The organism is Nocardia callitridis (genome assembly GCF_039543305.1).
Lineage (GTDB): Bacteria > Actinomycetota > Actinomycetes > Mycobacteriales > Mycobacteriaceae > Nocardia > Nocardia callitridis.
Window position 1 is genome coordinate 404,713 of record NZ_BAABJM010000004.1, and the last position, 16,320, is coordinate 421,032.

The following is a 16,320-nucleotide window of genomic DNA, read 5'->3' on the forward strand; positions in this document are numbered from 1 at the left end:
TGGGGCAGCAGAATTGAAGTCAGGTGGTGGTGGCGCCGAGTTCGGTGCGCGTGGTGGGGGTGAGGGCGGTCGTGGTCACCATGTCCGGGGAGGGTGTGGTGCGTTTCACGGTGTTCTCGTCGTCGGGTGGTGTGGTGGCGTGCGCGGAGACATAATCAGCATCAGCATCAGGCAGTCGCTACGGCGGGTGCTGGGTGTTCAAACAGTGAACCCTGCTGTGGCTGGTGCCAACTCATGCGCAAACCGGTGGCGGTATCGAACAAATGAATGTGCGCGGGGTCCACGCGCAACGCGATGGCGTCGTCGGCGTTCACCCCGGCGGGCCGCGGTGCGCGAGCACACAGCATGTGCTCGCCGGTACTGAAATGGATCAGTTCCTCGCTGCCGAGGTTCTCCACCATCGTGGCCTTACCTCGGATCTGCACACTGGCGGGATCCAGGCGCAACTGCTCGGGACGCACGCCCGCGGTGACCTCGACGTCCGCGCCGAACTCGGCCGCCTCGATCCCCAAGGCCGTGTCGATGCCGTCGGCGACGAGAAACAGCTCGCCGGCACGCTCGGTGACCACGGCGGGGAAAAGATTCATCGGCGGCGAGCCGAGGAACCCGGCAACGAACGTGGAATGCGGCCGGTCATACAGCTCGGTCGGCGTGCCGAGTTGCTCCACCCTGCCCGCATTCAGCAGGGCGATGCGGTCGGCCATCGTCATCGCCTCCACCTGATCGTGGGTGACGTAGAGGAACGTCGCGCCCAGACGGCGGTGCAGCGAGATCAGCTCGGCGCGGGTGGCGCTGCGTAGCTTGGCGTCGAGATTCGACAGCGGCTCGTCCATCAGGAAGGCTCCGGGATCACGAACCATGGCGCGCGCCAACGCGACGCGCTGCCGCTGTCCACCCGACAGGGCGGCGGGCCGGCGCCGAAGCAGCTCACCCAAGCCGAGCACGTCGGCCACCTGCTCGACTCGTTCGGCGATCGCGGCACGCGGAGTGCGCCTGGCGCGCAACGGGAATCCGATGTTCTTCGCCACGGTGAGGTGCGGGTAGAGCGCGTAGCTCTGGAACACCATCGCCAAATCGCGCTGCTGCGGTGCCTGGTCGGTGATGTCGTTGTCGTCCAGCAGTATTCGACCCGACGACGGCTCCTCCAGTCCCGCGATCATGCGCAGCAGAGTGGATTTGCCGCAGCCGCTGGGGCCGAGCAGTACCAGGAACTCGCCGTCGGCGATATCCAGGCTCACCGAGCGCACGGCGTACGGGTCGGCGTCGGTATCGTTTTTCGAGGCGCCGAATTTCTTCGACAGCTGCTCGATGCGCAGTCGTGCCACCAGTTCTCCTCAGTCCGGCAACCGGCCGGAGTCAATCCATGACGCGACTTTCGTCGCGATCGCGGGTGCGTCTTTCACCCACAGAAAGTGATCGCGGTGCGCCACCGTCGAGTTCTCGTCGGCGTGCCACCTGCTGACCCGCGCGCTCGGCATCCTCGATACCAGGAAATCGACGTTCGACTTCGGGCCGAGCACATCCTCCGACAGCGAGATGGCCAGTACCGGTGCGGTCAGCTCGCGCAGCAGCGAGTTGTACTTGCGCCGAGTGCCTTTCGGTCGGTAGTAGCTGGTCAGCGAATGCCACGACCAGTCACGCATCACCCCGCCCGGCATCGGTGCGGGAATGAGCACCCCGCCGGGCCAGTGGCCCTTCCAACGTGCGATCAATCCGATCCATTGGATCTGGCTCAACGCCTCGAACCAGCGTCGGGGACCGAAGGCCCACCAGAACACCGTGCCGGTGCCGATCACGGTCACCCCGGCCACGCGGTCGGGGTTCGCGGCCGCGAACAGCAGGGCCAGCTGTCCGCCGAGGCTGTGGCCGAACAGGTGGATCGGGGCGCCGGTGAAGCGTTCGGTCACCGCCGCGACCACCGCGGGCAGATCGGTCTCCAAGAGCTCCAGGTAGCCGAAATCCCGGTGCTCGCCCAACGGTGGCGTTGCCTCGCCTTGCGCGCGCAGATCCACCGTGGCGACCGAAAGACCCTGGGCGTGCAGCGCTTTCGCCAACGGCAGATAGGTCTTGGCCTTGACCGCCATCGCAGGCAGGATCAGCACCACCGGCGCGTCGGGTCGGCTGTTCGGGAGAAAACGCAGTGTCAGCACACAGCCATCGCCCGTCTCGACCCGCCGCGATTCGAGCGCGTTGAATTCAGAGCGCTTCTTCGGGGCTTCGGTGGTCACCGGTCGTCCCCGGCGATCGCGAGGTCGCACACATAGTCGAAGGTGAACTTCGCGACCAGCACGTCGCGGTCGTCCAACAGCGAAGCCTTGCCGGACAATTCGTGGCGTCCGGACACCGTCGCCGTCAACACCTCGGCCAACTCGCGCAGATCCACGGTGGCGATCGCGCGAATCCGACCCATCGCTGGCTTGCGGTAGGACGCGGTCGCGGTGCGCAGCACCAGACGCTCGACGGTGTGCAACCTGGTCGCCGCCGCGCCGACGAACGCCGCCGCGCCGCCGATATCGGCGGCGGTGAACAACGCGCCTGCGTGCACGGTGCCCATGTGGTTGCCGACCGTGTCACCGGCGGGGATCTCGACGACCGCGCGTTCGGCGCTCACCTCGGTCACCGCCGTGCCGATGTGGCGACCGAACGGCACCAGATCGTGCGACACCGCGCGCAGGTATTCGTAATCGACGGCGGCGGGGTCGAGTTCGGGATAGGCGGAGGCGAATCCGGCGATCTCACGGGTGGTCATGTGTTGTGCTCCCTCTCGGCGGATGGTTTGGGTTCGGTGCGGTGTGCTGGACGTTTGTGGCTGTGTTGGATGTCGGCTGCCTGCGTTGGTGGTGAGCGGTGCTCGACGTCGGCTGCCTGCGTTTGGTGCTGTGCGTACTGCGCGACGGGTGTTGAGCTGGCACGGCATCTCCGAGGGGTCCCTCGCAGATCCGAGTCAGCTGCCTGTGCTCGATGCTGTGCGTACCGCGCGACGTGCGATAGACCAGCGCAACACCTCCGAAGGCCCCTCGTATATCCGAAATGCCCTCGCCTCCACCAGGAACCGCGCCACCAGGTAGTCCTCGCAGACGCCGAGTCCACCGTGTAGCTGCACCGCGCGGTCGAGCACCCGCCAGACCGCCTCGGAGACGAAGGTTTTCGCGATCGACGCCTCGTGCCTTGCTTGCGAGGCCGTCGGTCCCTTGGCGTCGATGGTTTCGGCGGCACGCAGGATCAAGCCGCGTGCGGCGGCGATATCGATCTCGCTGTCGGCCACCAGACCCTGCGCGATTCCGTGCTCGGCGATGGGTGTGCCGAAGGACGTGCGGGTGCTGATGTGGCCGATGGCCAGGTGGTGCGCGCGCACCGCGAGACCCAACCAGTTCATGCAGAACACCAGGCGCGACGGGGCAAGCCGCACCTGCGCCAGCGCCAGACCCTGGCCGACCTCGCCGAGTACCGCCGCATCCGGCACCTCGCAGTCGGCGAAGGTGACCTCGCAGTGTCCGCCGGGTGCGCTGGTGTAGTCCAACGTCGGCATCCTGCGCCCGACCCGCAGTCCCGGGTTGTCCTGATCGACGAGGAACATCGTCGGCCCGTCGTTGGTGCGTGCGACACAGATGGTGAACGCCGCACCCTTGGCACCGGTGATCAGGTGCTTGGCACCGTTGATCACCCATCCGCGGTCGGTTTCCTCGGCCACCGTCTGCAACATGCCGGGATCCGAACCAGCGCCGGGACCCGGCTCGGTCATCGCGATCGACGAACGCACCGCACCCGAGGCCAGCGGTGCCAGATACCGTTGCCGCTGTTCGGCATTCGCGACATGGGCCAACAGGTGGATATTGCCGTCGTCGGGCGCCCACGCGTTCACCGCGATCGGGCCCAGCAGGCTCGCCCCCGCAGCCTCCAAGACCGCGGCCTGAGCGCGCGTGTCGAGGCCGAGGCCGCCGTACTCGGGGTCCGACAGCGGCCCGAATACGCCCGCTTCCTTGGCCTTCTTCTGCAACTCGAGCCGCAGCGCGTCGTCCATCACCCTGCCGTCGACGACAACCTCGCGTTCGACCGGAATGACCTGTTCGCGAATGAACTGGGTGGTCTTGTCCACCAATTGGCCCACTGTGCTCATGGCGCAAGTGTCGGCGGGGCGAGCAAGCCGAGGTCGGGGCGATAGTCAATGTCGATTGTGCGAATCGACTGCCCGTTTCTCTCGCACAGACCCCCACGGCGTCGGCGACGGTGATCGCGACGACGAGAGCCGGTGAGGGGACGAGATGACGGAGTTTCCGGTACGGGTGAGCGCCCGACATGACGAGGCGGCGGGCGTGTTCTCGCTCCAGTTGGCCGCCGTCTCGGGTGCGTTGTTGCCGTCGTGGACGCCTGGTGCGCACATCGACGTCGCGGTCGGGGACGCCGGGGTGCGGCAGTACTCGTTGTGTGGCGACCCCGGTGACCGCGGCCGGTGGCGCATCGCGGTGCTGCACGAGCCGCGAGGCCGGGGTGGTTCGGCGTATCTGCATCGCACCGCCGAGGTCGACACGGTGCTGCGGGTTTCGGGCCCGCGCAACAACTTCGAGTTGGTCGACAGTGCGGACTATGTATTCGTGGCCGGGGGGATCGGGATCACGCCGATTCTGCCGATGCTGGCGGCGGCGCAACGCCAGGGTGCGCGCGCGAGGTTGTACTACGGCGGCAGGACGCGCGGCCACATGGCTTTCACCGAGGAGATCACCAGCCGGTACCCGGATTCTGCGCTGCTGCCACAGGACGAACACGGATTATTGCCGCTGGCGAGCATTCTCGACGCGCACCCAGCGGCCGTCGTGTATTGCTGTGGTCCCGAACCGTTGCTGTCCGCCCTGGAGGCGGTGGGCGCTGAGCGCGGTGCGTCGGTGCACGTGGAGCGTTTCGTACCCAAGGTCGTCGAGCACGCGCCGGACACGGAGTTCGAGGTGCGGCTCGCTTCGACCGGCAGGACGCTGCGCGTCGGCCCGAACCAATCCATCGCCGACGTACTGGAGTCCGCGGGTGTCGCGCTGATCACCTCCTGCCGCGAAGGCACCTGCGGCACCTGCGAAACCCCGGTGCGCGCAGGCGATATCGACCATCGCGACTCGCTGCTGACCGCCGAGGAACAGGCGCGCGGCGACACCATGATGCTGTGTGTCTCCCGTGCCAGGTCCGGGGTGCTGGTCCTGGATATCTGACTTGTCGACCCGTTCGGTGTCGGCACACGGTGCGCTCGACGCGCCGGATCTCGAGAAAATCGGAGAGGAAAACACAGACGATGAGGAAATTCGTTGCGGTGGCCGCAGGACTGGCCGCCGCACTCGGTATCGCGTCCGGAGCTGCGACCGCGCAGCCCGGCGGCGAGGAGGCGATCGGCTTCACCGCCGATCACACCGACACCACCACCATCATCAAGATCGATGCCGGTTCGATGGTCAACGAAGACGGCGTCTTCAAGATCAAGGCCGCCGACGGCACCACCCTGGCGGGCACCCCGCTGACCTTCCGCGTCGACGACTTCGAGTTCCCGATCGCCGCCGACATCGCGGATCGCTCGGCGACCCTGACCCCGCAGCTCGACATGGCGCACGCGACCTACAAGCCGGTCGCCCTCCCCTTCGAGGACAAGGCACCGTGGAAGACCGACTACGAGCGTGAGCAGGCGGCCTGGAGCCGGATGACCAGCACCATCAGCATGGGCGCCTCCATCGGCACCCTGGTTGGCGGCATCGGCGGCGGCGCCGTGGGATGCGTGCTCGGTGGCATCGCGGGCGCCACGGTCGCCTCGGCCACCATTGTCGGCCTGTTCGGTCCGTTCATCCCGGCCGCCGCCATCGGCTGCCTCGGTGGCGTGCTCGCGATCGGCGCGATCGGCACCGTCGCTGGTCAGATCTTCGTGACCGCACCGGTCGCGATCGGTGCGGCCATCCAGTACTTCACCACTATCAACCAACCGAGCGTCCAGCCCGCGAAGTAGGTAGTGGCGAAGATCCCGACGAGCATCGTTGGGGGACACCCGACCCCGTCCTGTCTGTCCTCGACAGGGCGGGGTTCTCGCCATCTCCGGGGTTCGGCGGGGCCATCGCGTCGGGCGCACGAGCGCGGGGTGGGCCGGGCGTGCCGAGGTCGGCGGCTCCTCGCCTCGACTCGTGGTCGAGGGTTGACGGAGACTGCGCGCGGGAGAACAGTTGATCGCAGCAGCGGCGTCCACCTTCCGCCTCACGGCCATAAGTCGGCGCCGATCTCAGCGCGACGGGTAGACGGTCGAGCCGCGTTCTCGCAGCTACGCGACTACGACGCGAGATGTCAGACACAGGCAGCACACCCCACTCTTCGCCGCCGCCATCGCGGTGGCGCTCAGGAGATGATCATGCGAGCTGTTGTGTACGAAGGCCCCAAGGAAGTCCGCGTCGAAGAAGTACCCGACGCCAGGATCGAACAACCGACCGATGTGCTCGTGCGGATCACCGCCACCAATATTTGCGGGTCCGACCTGCACATGTACGAGGGGCGGACCGCCATGGAGACCGGGCGGGTGCTTGGGCACGAGAACCTGGGGGAGGTGGTGGAGGTCGGGTCCGGCGTCGTCTCGGTGCGGGTCGGCGACCGCGTGTGTCTGCCGTTCAACATCAGCTGTGGGTTCTGCCGCAACTGCGAGAACGGACTGACCGCCTATTGCCTGACCAACAATCCCGACCCCGACATGGCCGGTGCGGCCTACGGCTTCGCCGGGATGGGACCGTTCAACGGTGGCCAGGCCGAATACCTGCGGGTGCCGTTCGGTGACTCGAACTGCCTGAAGCTGCCGGAGGACGCGCAGGAGAAAGAGAACGACTACGTCATGCTGTCGGATGTCTTTCCGACCGGATGGCACTGCACCGAACTCGCCGGGGTCAGCGCCGGTGACGCCGTGGTGATCTACGGTGCGGGCCCGGTCGGCCTGATGGCCGCGTACTCGGCGATGCTCAAGGGTGCCGGCAAGGTGATGATCGTCGACCGTCAACCGGATCGGCTGCGGTTGGCCGAGCAGATCGGCGTGGAGCCGATCGACGATTCCGCCGCGCCCGCCGTCGACCAGATCCTCGACCGCACCCACGGCAAGGGTGCCGACCGTGGCTGCGAATGCATCGGCTACCAAGCCCACGACCCCCAGGGCAATGAGAATCCCGCGATGGTGCTCAACGATCTGGTGCGGTCGGTGAAATTCACCGGCGGTATCGGCGTAGTCGGCCTCTACCTGCCGCAGGACCCCGGTGCGCGGGATGCCGAAAGCAGGCGGGGGCGGATCGATTTCGACATGGGTCAGTTCTGGTTCCGCGGCCAGTCCATGGGAACGGGGCAGGCGAACGTAAAGAGCTACAACCGCGGCCTGCGCGATCTGATCCACGAAGGCAAGGCTAAGCCGTCCTGGATCGTCTCCCATGAACTCCCGCTGAGCGAGGCGGCCAGCGGCTACCGGCACTTCGACGATCGCGACGCGGGGTGGACGAAGGTCGTCCTCAAACCCGACTTCGCGACGACGGCGGGCGTGTCGTGACCCGCCGACTGGTGTCGGTCTCGCGCAGTGCTCACCCGACCTCGACCAGGCGCTGGCCCGGTCCGACCGCGGTCAAGCCGAGCGCGCGCAGCGCACCCCAGACGGTGGCCTGGTTCGCGGTGACGATCGGTTTGCCGAGTTCGCGTTCCAGCGGTGCGATGAGGTCGTAGGTGGCGAGACCGGTGCAGCTGACGAAGAGGGCGTCGGCGTCGGGATGGTCGGTGCGCCTGATCAATTCGGCCACCCGGTCGTAGGGCACCAGGGGGATCTCGGCGGGCTGCAGGCCGAGGCCCAACTGGCTGACGACCTCGAAACCGGAGGCGGTGAGGAAACCGCGTAGGCGTTCGCCGACCGCGTCGATGTAGGGGTGTGCGACCGCGATTCGGCGCGCACCGACGGCGTGCAATGCGGCGACGGCGGCACCGGAGGTGGTGGTGGCATGCGGTGCACCCTCGTCGAGCATGGCCCGTCGCAACGCGGCCTCGCCCTCGATTCCGCCGATGAAACTGCACGCGGTGCACAGATATACGAACGATTCCGCCTGCAGCGTGCGCAGTTCGCGGGTCGCTCTGGTCAGTACTTCGGGTCGATTCAACGCCGTGACCAGAGCCAACCCCTCCCAGCTCGGCGCGGGGTCGGTGCGCGAGAGGAACAGTGACGTGCTCTCCGGTGCCCAGCGCCAGAGCTCGCGGTCTCGATTGAAGTCGAACGACGCGACGACGCCGATCCCGATCTGTGGCTGCGGACCCGCTGGAATTTCCGTCATACCTCCACGGATACCACGTGACACATCACCCCGAAATCCCTGCGGCCTCGCCGATTCGTGCTAACGATGCGGTATGGAATCGAGCCTGTCGAAGCCGTCGCGTTCTTCCTACGATGTGGTTGTCGTCGGGGGTGGGCACAACGGGTTGGTCGCGGCCGCGTACGCGGCGAAGGCGGGTCGTACGGTGCTGGTGCTGGAACGGCAGGCCAGCACAGGTGGGGCCGCGGTATCGGCGCGGGTGTTCGAGGGCGTAGACGCTCGGCTTTCGCGTTACTCGTATCTGGTGAGTCTGCTGCCCGATCAGATCGTGCGGGAACTCGGACTGACGTTCGCGACCCGGCGACGCCAGATCTCCTCCTACACTCCGGTCGGTGACACCGGTCTGCTGATCGACAACGCCTCGACCACGCGTACCGGCGAGAGCTTCGCGCGGCTCACCGGGTCGTCGCGCGAACATCAAGCGTGGCAACGGTTCTACGAGTCGACCGCGCGGATGGCCGAGCGGGTGTTCCCGACCATGACCGAGCCGTTGCCGACGCGGCCGGAGCTCGAACGCGTCGTCGACGACGCCGCATTGTGGCGGGCGGTGTTCGAGCGCCCGCTGGGGGAGTACATCGAGTCGAGTTTCGCCGACGACACAGTGCGCGGTGTCGTCCTCACCGACGCGCTGATCGGCACCTTCACCCACGCGCACGACACGTCGTTGCGACAGAACCGGTGCTTTCTCTATCACGTGATCGGCGGCGGGACCGGCGACTGGGATGTGCCGGTCGGCGGCATGGGGGCGCTCACCGACGCGCTCGCGACCGCGGCGCGTTCGGCGGGGGCGGAGATCGTCACCGACGCCGAGGTGACCGCGATCGAGACCGACGGTGCCGGTGCCGAGGTGCGATTCGGGGACGCCGTGGTGGGTGCGCGACATGTGCTGGTGAACGCGGCACCCTACGAGCTCGATCGGCTGCTCGGTCGACCGTCGGCCTCGAAACCCCAAGGTGCGCAATTGAAGATCAATATGTTGCTGCGCCGTCTGCCTCGACTGCGCGATGCTGGTGTCGACCCGAGCGAAGCCTTCGCGGGCACCTTCCACATCGCCGAGTCGTACGCTCAGCTGGACCGCGCCTACGGGGAGGCGGCGATCGGGCGGCTCCCGTCCGCGCCGCCCTCGGAGATCTACTGCCACACTCTCAGCGACCCATCGATCCTGTCGCCGGAGCTGACCGAGCAGGGGGCACAGACCTTGACTTTGTTCGGATTACACACTCCGGCAAAGCTTTTCGAGAAGAACCCGGAGGCCGCCAAGTCGGAAGTGGTGCGTGCGACCCTCGCACAGCTGGATGCTGTGCTCGCCGAGCCGATTTCGGAGTGCCTTGCCGTCGACGGAAACGGCGAACCGTGCCTGGAAGCGAAGACGCCGGTGGAGCTGGAGCGCGAGGTAGGCCTGCCCGGCGGGCATATCTTCCATGGGGACTTGACTTTTCCGTATCTTGCCGACGATGCCGAAGATACGGCGAACGATTCGGCTACCCGTTGGGGTGTGGCGACCGGTCTGCGCAATGTGTATCTGTGCGGAGCTGGCGCGGTTCGAGGCGGCGGGGTGAGCGGCATTCCTGGCCACAATGCGGCCATGGCCGTGTTGGAAACGGATCGACGCGGCGCGTGAGGCTCGCGCCGCGTCGATGTTCGTTCGCGTGCTGTCGCACGAGCGAACAGTTCGGTTTTCGGTAGTTCGCTGCTCGGTAGTTCAGTCCTCGGCGACAACAACCTGCACGTCGATATTGCCCCGCGTGGCATTGGAGTACGGGCACACCTGGTGCGCCTGGTCGGCCAACTGCTGTGCCTCGTCCTTGCTCAGGTTCGGCAGCGTCACCTCGAGGACGACCGCGAGTTCGAAGCCGCCCGCGTCGTTCGGGCCGATGCTCACCTTCGCGCCGACCGCCGAGTCGTCGATGTTCGCCTTGGCCTTCCCACCGACCAGGCGCAGCGCCGAGTGGAAGCAGGCCGCGTAGCCTGCGGCGAAAAGCTGCTCCGGGTTGGTGCCGACCCCGCTGCCGCCCATCGACTCCGGCGCGTTCAGGTTCACATCGATCTTGCCGTCGGTGCTGCGGGCGTGGCCGTTGCGGCCGTCGCCGGTGGCGAGCGCTTCGGCGGTGTACAGGACCTTCATGGATGTTCTCCCTAGGTTGACAGGTATCTGAGGTCGGTGCCCTGCATATTCAGAGCGATGGGGCGCAACCGATGGGTCCTGCTAGCTCGGGCCCGGCGGCTGGTCGATGCTGTGGGTATTGCGGGACAGCCGTGCGTTCCGCGTCGAGGCATCCGGTCATGTGGCTGCTCCTGTCGACTGCAGTGCGGTGCTCAAGCGGCGAAGCATGGCGCGCAGCGTCAGAAATTCTGCTTCGGAAAGGCCACTGGCCTCGCTCATTTCGGCCGGGATGCAGGCCGCCTCGGCCCGCAGGCCTTGCCCGCGTTCGGTGAGTTGGATCTCGACCCTGCGCTCATCGGTGTTACTGCGGCGTCGGTGTACGAGTCCCGTCGCCGCCAATCGCTTGAGCAGCGGAGACAGTGTGCCGGAATCAAGTGCGAGCGCGGTGGACAGGTCGCCGACGCTGCGACCGTCGCGCTCCCATAGTGCCATGAGCACGAGGTATTGCGGGTAGGTCACTCCGAGCCGTTCGAGCTTGGGTCGGTAGACCGCCGTCATCGCCCGCGACGCCGCGTACAGCGGGAAGCAGAGCTGCTCGTCGAGGGTGAGTGGATCGGTCATGCGACAAATATAGCTCACAATATAGTTGTGCACAATATAAATAACGCTGCCGTCTCGCGAGTTGCCTCGCGATGCGGTGGGCTCCGGGTTCAACAGCCGGAAAATGCGCGGCGGCTGGATGTTCGCTCCGAGCGGCTCGAGCCCCGACAAACCGAAGCGACCGCGCTTCACGTGAAATCCGCATAACTGTTGCTACGTTCACAGCCCAGTCGGAGGACTTACCAGTCCGCAACGTGTCGGTATCGCGTCGATGCCGACCCCAGCGAGGAGAGCGATGACGGCGGGGCGTGAAGTGGCACAGGCGATCGCGCACACGATTCGGGCGATGGTTGTGGTCACCATCCTCGTCTGCGTCGGCGTCACGGCAGGACCCGTTGCGGCGCAACCCGCTGCTACCGGCGACGCGCAACCCACCGTCGCGCAACCGGCGACCGGCGACGCGCGGGCCGAGGACTGGACCGCATTACACGACGGGCCGCAGCCGTATCCCGATGTGCGCATCGACTCGGATGTCCCGATCACGATGTCCGACGGAGTCGTGTTGAAGGCCAACGTCTACCGGCCGGTGAAGGCCGACGGCACGGTCGAGTCCGCGCCGTTGCCCACCATCGTCAACCTCACGCCGTACACGAAACTGCTGACCAATCTGGTGGATTCGGCGATGTCGGCCCCCGGCCTGCAACAGATGACCATGGACATCGTGCGGCGCATCAACCTGTCCGGGACGCCGATCAGTGGCTTCGAAGACCTGCTGCACGCACTCGACGGCGGCACCGTGCAGACGGTACTGGGGCTGGACCGCAACCTGATTCGCAGCGGCTACACCGAGGTCGTCGTCGACGTGCGCGGTACCGGCTTCTCCCAGGGAATTTGGGACACATTGGGTGCACGCGAGCAGCTCGACACCCGTGAGGTCATCGAGTGGGCTGCGGCGCAACCATTTTCGGACAAGCAGGTGGCGATGAGCGGTGGCTCGTACGCGGGGATCAATCAGCTGCGCGCGGCCGAGGACGCGCCGTCGGCATTGAAGGCGATCTTCCCGGTAGAGGCCGGTAGCGACCTGATGCGTGACGTCGTGGCACCCGGCGGCGGGATCGGCACCACGTTTCTTCCGTTGTGGCTGAGCAATGTCAACCAGTTGAAGCTCATCCCGGACGTGGCCTCGATGTTCAACGGCACGTTCGACTGGACGTGGCTGCGCGACCGCGCGAAGGAACCCGCCAGCAACTACGACCTGCTCACCCAGGCGTTGCTCACCCCGACGCTCAACGAGATTCCGCCCGCGCTGGCCTCGGTGCTGGACGAGAACAGTCCCTTCCGGCAGGGCATCCTCGGCCATCCCGAGCGTGTGAACGTGCCGACCTTCGTCTACGGCGGCTGGCACGACATCTTCGCCAACAGCGCGACCAAACTGTACAACGAGATCCCGTTGCCCGCGGGGGAGAAGCAGCTGATCGTCGGCGACACCTATCACGCGAATCCCGGTGCGGGAACAGGTGCTCCGGGCGCACCGCCGCGGCTCGAGGTATTGCAGCGGGTGTGGTTCGACAAGTGGCTCAAGAACATCGACCACGGAACCGACAGCTTCGGCCCGGTCACCGTGTGGGAGCAGGGTGGCGGCTGGGTGACCCACGGACAGTTCCCGCAGACCGACGTCAACCACCGGCGCATGTATCTGTCGCCCGCGGCGAGCGGCAGCACCACCGACAGTCGTCACGACGGCTCGCTGACCACCGGCGTCGCACCGGAATCCGAGACGCTCACGGTGGCACCGGGAATCTCCAATGCCTGTTCGCGTGACACCGCACAGGGGTCGGCGGGAATCGCCGCAGTCCTGGACCAATGCGCGAAGGATTCGCGAATCGCCGAACGGGACGCCCTCACTTTTACCACGGCGCCGGTCGAGGAACCCACGGTGATCTCGGGTCCGATCAACGCGCATCTGAACACCGTGCACGACGCCGAGGACGGCTACTGGAGCGTTACGGTGAATGATGTTTCACCCGACGGTGTTTCGACGGTGTTGAGCACGGGTCAGCTCACCGCGTCGATGCGCGGGGTCGACGAGGCAAGAAGTGTGCGTTCGGGTAACGGCGATTTCACCGCGCCCTACAACCCGCTCACCCTCGACAGCATGCTTGCGGTGGTCCCCGGCGAACCCGTCGAACTCGACGTCGCCATCATTCCGACGCAGGCGGTCCTGCAGCCGGGGCACCGGCTGCGGGTGGACGTATTCGCGGGAAACTCCCCGAAGGCGTTGGCATTTCGCCCCATGCTCAACAACACCGAGTTGAAACCGCAGCACCTGCGTCTCGACCCGAGTGCGCCGAGCTTCCTGAACATCCCGAGTACCAAGCCGATCGGCTGATCGGCGCTGGTATCGCGGAATGCGTTTGGTACGAAGCGATCAGAGGTGGGTCGCGCGTACGAAGCCCGCGCCCATCGAGTTGGTGTCGTCGGAGGGGCGGTCGAGGTACTCGGCGATCAGCGCCGGAGGATTGAAGTTCTCGACCTTGTCGAATCCGGCCACGCGCAGCTCCGCATCGATCTCCTCGGGGGTGAAGTAGCTCAGCACCGGCTCGCCGATTCCCGCGATGAGCTCGGCGCTGGCGGCCATCGCTTCCCTGTGCTCGGCCGCGACGCTGGACAGCGGGCCGAGGTAGTCGATGACGACCGAGGTCGGGCCCGGCTGCTCGATAATGAAACGCAGTGTGGCACGGATGGATTCGAGGGTCAGGTACATCACCACGCCGAGCCAGACGAACACCGCTGGTTCGTCGCGGCGGAACCCGGCCGCGGCGAGACCGTCGGCCAGGGTGCCGGTTTCGAAGTCGACCGGGCTGAAGGTGAGGGTTTCGGGGACGGCGATATCGGCGGCGGCGAGGCGCTCGCGCTTCCATGCCTGGGTGTCGGGGTGATCCACCTCGAAGACCTGGAGGCCGGGGAAGGGGTTGCGGTAGGCGAAGGTGTCCAGACCGGCGCCGAGGACGACCACCTGTGTTGTTCCGTTCTCGACGGCCGCGGCGACGGTGTCCTCCGCCAAGCGCGCGCGGGCGGCGACCATCAAATGCGCTTGGTCACGCAAGGTTTGGTTCTCGGGCAGGTCACCGAACATGTGGCTGGCGACGGCGAAGAAATCCTCCGTCTGTTCACCGATGATGGCAGTGGCCAGCGGGTCGGTGAAGATTCGCAGATCTTCGAACTCTTGGTGATAGGCGCGAGCGTAGGCGGCGGCGAAGGCAGTCTGACTGGGTTGACCGGTCTGCATACGCCCAAAAATACTCGCGAGTACAGGCGCGCGCAGCGGTAGCTACGCACACAGGAGCGTGAGGGTTCTCACGGCATATCTTGTGAGACAGGACATTTCGTACGGACCGCTGAATAGCCGACATTCCGGACGTGGCCGGGTTCTGGTGCGTACCCGGCCTCGTCGCGAAGTGTTCACACCTGCGGCAATACCTGCTCGGCGATCAGCGCGAGGTGATCGAGATCGGCCAGATCCAGAATCTGCAAATACACCCGGCTGGCTCCGATCTCCCGATACCGGCCGATCTTCTCGACCACCTCGGCGGGGGAACCGGCGAGACCGTTGGCCTTCAACTCATCGACCGCACGGCCGATGACGGCGGCACGGCGCGCGACCTCGGCGTCGTTCGCGCCGACACAGGCGACCAGCGCGTTGGAATACACCAGGTCGTCGCCGCGCCCGCGCTCCTTGGCTGCCGCGCGCACCCGATCGAACTGCTGCGCGCTGTCCTCGACCGAGGCGAACGGAATATTGAACTCGGTGGCGTACTCGGCGGCCAGGCGTGGCGTCCGGGTAGCGCCGAGTCCACCGATCAGCACCGGCACCGGCTGCTGCACCGGCTTGGGCAGCGCGGGGGAGTCGGCGAGCTGAAAGTGCTTGCCGTCGAAGGAGAAGGTCTCGCCCTGCGGGGTCCCCCAGAGCCCGGTGACGATTGCGAGCTGCTCCTCGAAGCGGGCGAACTTGTCGTCGGGATACGGAATGCCATAAGCGGTGTGCTCGTCGGCGAACCAGCCGGTGCCCAGCCCGAGTTCCACTCGGCCACCGGACATCTGGTCGACCTGGGCCACCTGGATGGCCAGCGGCCCAGGCAGCCGGAAGGTGGCAGCCGTGACCAGGGTGCCGAGGCGAATGCGCTTGGTTTCCCTGGCCAATCCGGCGAGGGTGATCCACGCGTCGGTGGGGCCGGGCAGTCCGTCGGCGTCGCCCATCGCGAGGTAGTGGTCGGAGCGGAAGAAGGCGTCGAACCCGAGATCCTCGGTGGCCTTGGCCACGGCCAAGAGCGTGTCGTAGCTCGCACCCTGCTGCGGCTCGGTGAAGATGCGTAGTTCCATATCCACCATCGTGCTCGATCGCCGCGCCCGGTCGCCGCGTGGGTCGGGCTTACGCGGGTGCCGGGCAGGACCCGTCGGACAGCAAGGGCACGCAGACCTCGGCGGCATCGGAGACCAACAGGCCGGCGCCGAGAACGAGCGACACCACCGCGATGACGCCGAAGACGAGCACCCAGAACAGGCCGGGCACGTGTGTCAACCTGGCCAGTTGATCGGCATCGGAGTCGACGTCACCGGTGTGGCGCCCACGCAACTGCCTGCGCCGTCCGCGTTGCAGCTCGATCACCGGCCGCGCCCCCGCGAACAGCAGCACCCACGCGGCGAGATACGCGAAACCCGCCTGCAATGTGTCGGTGCCGAACCAGGACACCGCGAACACCAGCGCACCGAGGCCGACGACGGTCAGCACACCGTAGACATTGCGCACCTTGAGCAGCATTACCGCGAGCAACACGATCGTCGTCCACAGCATCAAGGTGATGCGGCTCGACCCGAGTAACGCGGCGAAGGCGAGGCCGAGCAGTGGTGGCGCGGGATAGCCCGCCATGGCGGTGAGAATCATGCCGAGGCCGTAGGGTTTTCCGCTCGATACGGTGAGACCCGAAGTGTCGGAATGCAATCGGATGCTGTTGAGTCTGCGCCCGGTGAGCAGGGCGACCAAGGCATGCCCGCCCTCGTGCGCGATGGTGACCACATTGCGGGTGATCCGCCAGACCGGGGTGTAACCGACCAACAGCAGTGCGACCACCGCGGCACCCGCCACCAACCACCACGGCGGCTGCGCCTGGGTGGTCGTGAGGCGGTCGAGGAGCGAAGAACCATGGTCGACCAACTGCGCTGAGTTCACCGCCGCACCTTATCGGCCCGACGTCGAACGCGCGCGACTCGGCGGTGTAG

At 66.5% G+C, this 16,320-nt stretch carries 15 protein-coding genes; 5 read left to right on the forward strand and 10 right to left on the reverse strand.

Annotation, left to right across the window (positions count from 1 at the left end; genetic code table 11):
• Positions 1-167: 167 nt before the first annotated feature.
• From ABEA50_RS22140 to ABEA50_RS22155, 4 genes are all read right to left on the reverse strand, one after another.
• Positions 168-1,325 carry an ABC transporter ATP-binding protein gene (locus ABEA50_RS22140; protein ID WP_345497568.1) on the reverse strand — a complete coding sequence of 386 codons (1,158 nt, stop codon included), beginning with the start codon at positions 1,323-1,325 and terminating at the stop codon, positions 168-170.
• A gap of 9 nt (positions 1,326-1,334) precedes the next feature.
• Positions 1,335-2,228 carry an alpha/beta hydrolase family protein gene (locus tag ABEA50_RS22145; protein ID WP_345497569.1) on the reverse strand — a complete coding sequence of 298 codons (894 nt, stop codon included), beginning with the start codon at positions 2,226-2,228 and terminating at the stop codon, positions 1,335-1,337.
• Positions 2,225-2,749 (reverse strand): YiiD C-terminal domain-containing protein, encoded by a 525-nt coding sequence (locus tag ABEA50_RS22150; protein WP_345497570.1) that lies wholly within the window; start codon positions 2,747-2,749, stop codon positions 2,225-2,227. Before ABEA50_RS22150 ends, ABEA50_RS22145 begins: the two co-directional genes overlap by 4 nt.
• Before the next feature lie 195 nt (positions 2,750-2,944).
• Complete coding sequence (locus tag ABEA50_RS22155) at positions 2,945-4,117, reverse strand: acyl-CoA dehydrogenase family protein (protein WP_345497571.1); 1,173 nt, start codon at positions 4,115-4,117, stop codon at positions 2,945-2,947.
• Positions 4,118-4,262: 145 nt separating this feature from the next.
• Between ABEA50_RS22155 and ABEA50_RS22160 the strand changes: the two genes are divergently transcribed.
• The 3 genes from ABEA50_RS22160 to ABEA50_RS22170 all read left to right on the forward strand — a co-directional run bounded on the left by ABEA50_RS22160 (position 4,263) and on the right by ABEA50_RS22170 (position 7,534).
• On the forward strand, positions 4,263-5,195 hold the full coding sequence (locus tag ABEA50_RS22160) for a PDR/VanB family oxidoreductase (protein WP_345497572.1): 933 nt from the start codon (positions 4,263-4,265) through the stop codon (positions 5,193-5,195).
• A gap of 80 nt (positions 5,196-5,275) precedes the next feature.
• Complete coding sequence (locus ABEA50_RS22165) at positions 5,276-5,974, forward strand: hypothetical protein (RefSeq protein WP_345497573.1); 699 nt, start codon at positions 5,276-5,278, stop codon at positions 5,972-5,974.
• 393 nt (positions 5,975-6,367) lie between these two features.
• Entirely contained in the window at positions 6,368-7,534 is a 1,167-nt protein-coding gene (locus ABEA50_RS22170; RefSeq protein ID WP_345497575.1) for a glutathione-independent formaldehyde dehydrogenase, read from the forward strand.
• Between the two features lie 31 nt (positions 7,535-7,565).
• Here ABEA50_RS22170 and ABEA50_RS22175 read toward each other — a convergent pair whose 3' ends face one another.
• Complete coding sequence (locus ABEA50_RS22175; protein WP_345497577.1) at positions 7,566-8,300, reverse strand: maleate cis-trans isomerase family protein; 735 nt, start codon at positions 8,298-8,300, stop codon at positions 7,566-7,568.
• Positions 8,301-8,373: 73 nt separating this feature from the next.
• On the opposite strand from ABEA50_RS22175, the gene ABEA50_RS22180 reads away from it, so the two are divergent.
• Positions 8,374-9,960, forward strand: coding sequence for a phytoene desaturase family protein (locus ABEA50_RS22180; RefSeq protein ID WP_345497579.1), 1,587 nt, complete (start codon positions 8,374-8,376; stop codon positions 9,958-9,960).
• 81 nt (positions 9,961-10,041) lie between these two features.
• Here ABEA50_RS22180 and ABEA50_RS22185 read toward each other — a convergent pair whose 3' ends face one another.
• A complete protein-coding gene (locus tag ABEA50_RS22185; protein WP_345497581.1) occupies positions 10,042-10,464 on the reverse strand; it encodes an organic hydroperoxide resistance protein in 423 nt (140 codons plus the stop codon).
• Positions 10,465-10,620: 156 nt separating this feature from the next.
• Positions 10,621-11,064, reverse strand: a complete 444-nt coding sequence (locus ABEA50_RS22190; RefSeq protein ID WP_345497583.1) for a MarR family winged helix-turn-helix transcriptional regulator — start codon at positions 11,062-11,064, stop codon at positions 10,621-10,623.
• Between the two features lie 274 nt (positions 11,065-11,338).
• Between ABEA50_RS22190 and ABEA50_RS22195 the strand changes: the two genes are divergently transcribed.
• A complete protein-coding gene (locus ABEA50_RS22195) occupies positions 11,339-13,432 on the forward strand; it encodes a CocE/NonD family hydrolase (RefSeq protein ID WP_345497585.1) in 2,094 nt (697 codons plus the stop codon).
• Positions 13,433-13,471: 39 nt separating this feature from the next.
• On the opposite strand, the gene ABEA50_RS22200 is transcribed toward ABEA50_RS22195, so the two are convergent.
• The 3 genes from ABEA50_RS22200 to ABEA50_RS22210 form a co-directional block, all read right to left on the reverse strand.
• A complete protein-coding gene (locus ABEA50_RS22200) occupies positions 13,472-14,332 on the reverse strand; it encodes a class I SAM-dependent methyltransferase (protein WP_345497587.1) in 861 nt (286 codons plus the stop codon).
• A 173-nt stretch (positions 14,333-14,505) separates the two neighbouring features.
• Positions 14,506-15,423 carry an LLM class F420-dependent oxidoreductase gene (locus ABEA50_RS22205; protein WP_345497589.1) on the reverse strand — a complete coding sequence of 306 codons (918 nt, stop codon included), beginning with the start codon at positions 15,421-15,423 and terminating at the stop codon, positions 14,506-14,508.
• 49 nt (positions 15,424-15,472) lie between these two features.
• Positions 15,473-16,270: a M50 family metallopeptidase gene (locus ABEA50_RS22210; protein WP_345497591.1), complete on the reverse strand. Its 798-nt coding sequence runs from the start codon at positions 16,268-16,270 to the stop codon at positions 15,473-15,475.
• Positions 16,271-16,320 lie beyond the last annotated feature (50 nt).

Bases quoted from the DNA above. Each gene is read 5' to 3' on its own strand.
- ABEA50_RS22150 (WP_345497570.1), bottom strand. From the start codon at position 2,749: ATGACCACCCGTGAGATCGCCGGATTCGCCTCCGCCTATCCCGAACTC.
- ABEA50_RS22155 (WP_345497571.1), bottom strand. From the start codon at position 4,117: ATGAGCACAGTGGGCCAATTGGTGGACAAGACCACCCAGTTCATTCGC.
- ABEA50_RS22160 (WP_345497572.1), top strand. From the start codon at position 4,263: ATGACGGAGTTTCCGGTACGGGTGAGCGCCCGACATGACGAGGCGGCG.
- ABEA50_RS22165 (WP_345497573.1), top strand. From the start codon at position 5,276: ATGAGGAAATTCGTTGCGGTGGCCGCAGGACTGGCCGCCGCACTCGGT.
- ABEA50_RS22170 (WP_345497575.1), top strand. From the start codon at position 6,368: ATGCGAGCTGTTGTGTACGAAGGCCCCAAGGAAGTCCGCGTCGAAGAA.
- ABEA50_RS22175 (WP_345497577.1), bottom strand. From the start codon at position 8,300: ATGACGGAAATTCCAGCGGGTCCGCAGCCACAGATCGGGATCGGCGTC.
- ABEA50_RS22180 (WP_345497579.1), top strand. From the start codon at position 8,374: ATGGAATCGAGCCTGTCGAAGCCGTCGCGTTCTTCCTACGATGTGGTT.
- ABEA50_RS22185 (WP_345497581.1), bottom strand. From the start codon at position 10,464: ATGAAGGTCCTGTACACCGCCGAAGCGCTCGCCACCGGCGACGGCCGC.
- ABEA50_RS22190 (WP_345497583.1), bottom strand. From the start codon at position 11,064: ATGACCGATCCACTCACCCTCGACGAGCAGCTCTGCTTCCCGCTGTAC.
- ABEA50_RS22195 (WP_345497585.1), top strand. From the start codon at position 11,339: ATGACGGCGGGGCGTGAAGTGGCACAGGCGATCGCGCACACGATTCGG.
- ABEA50_RS22200 (WP_345497587.1), bottom strand. From the start codon at position 14,332: ATGCAGACCGGTCAACCCAGTCAGACTGCCTTCGCCGCCGCCTACGCT.
- ABEA50_RS22205 (WP_345497589.1), bottom strand. From the start codon at position 15,423: ATGGAACTACGCATCTTCACCGAGCCGCAGCAGGGTGCGAGCTACGAC.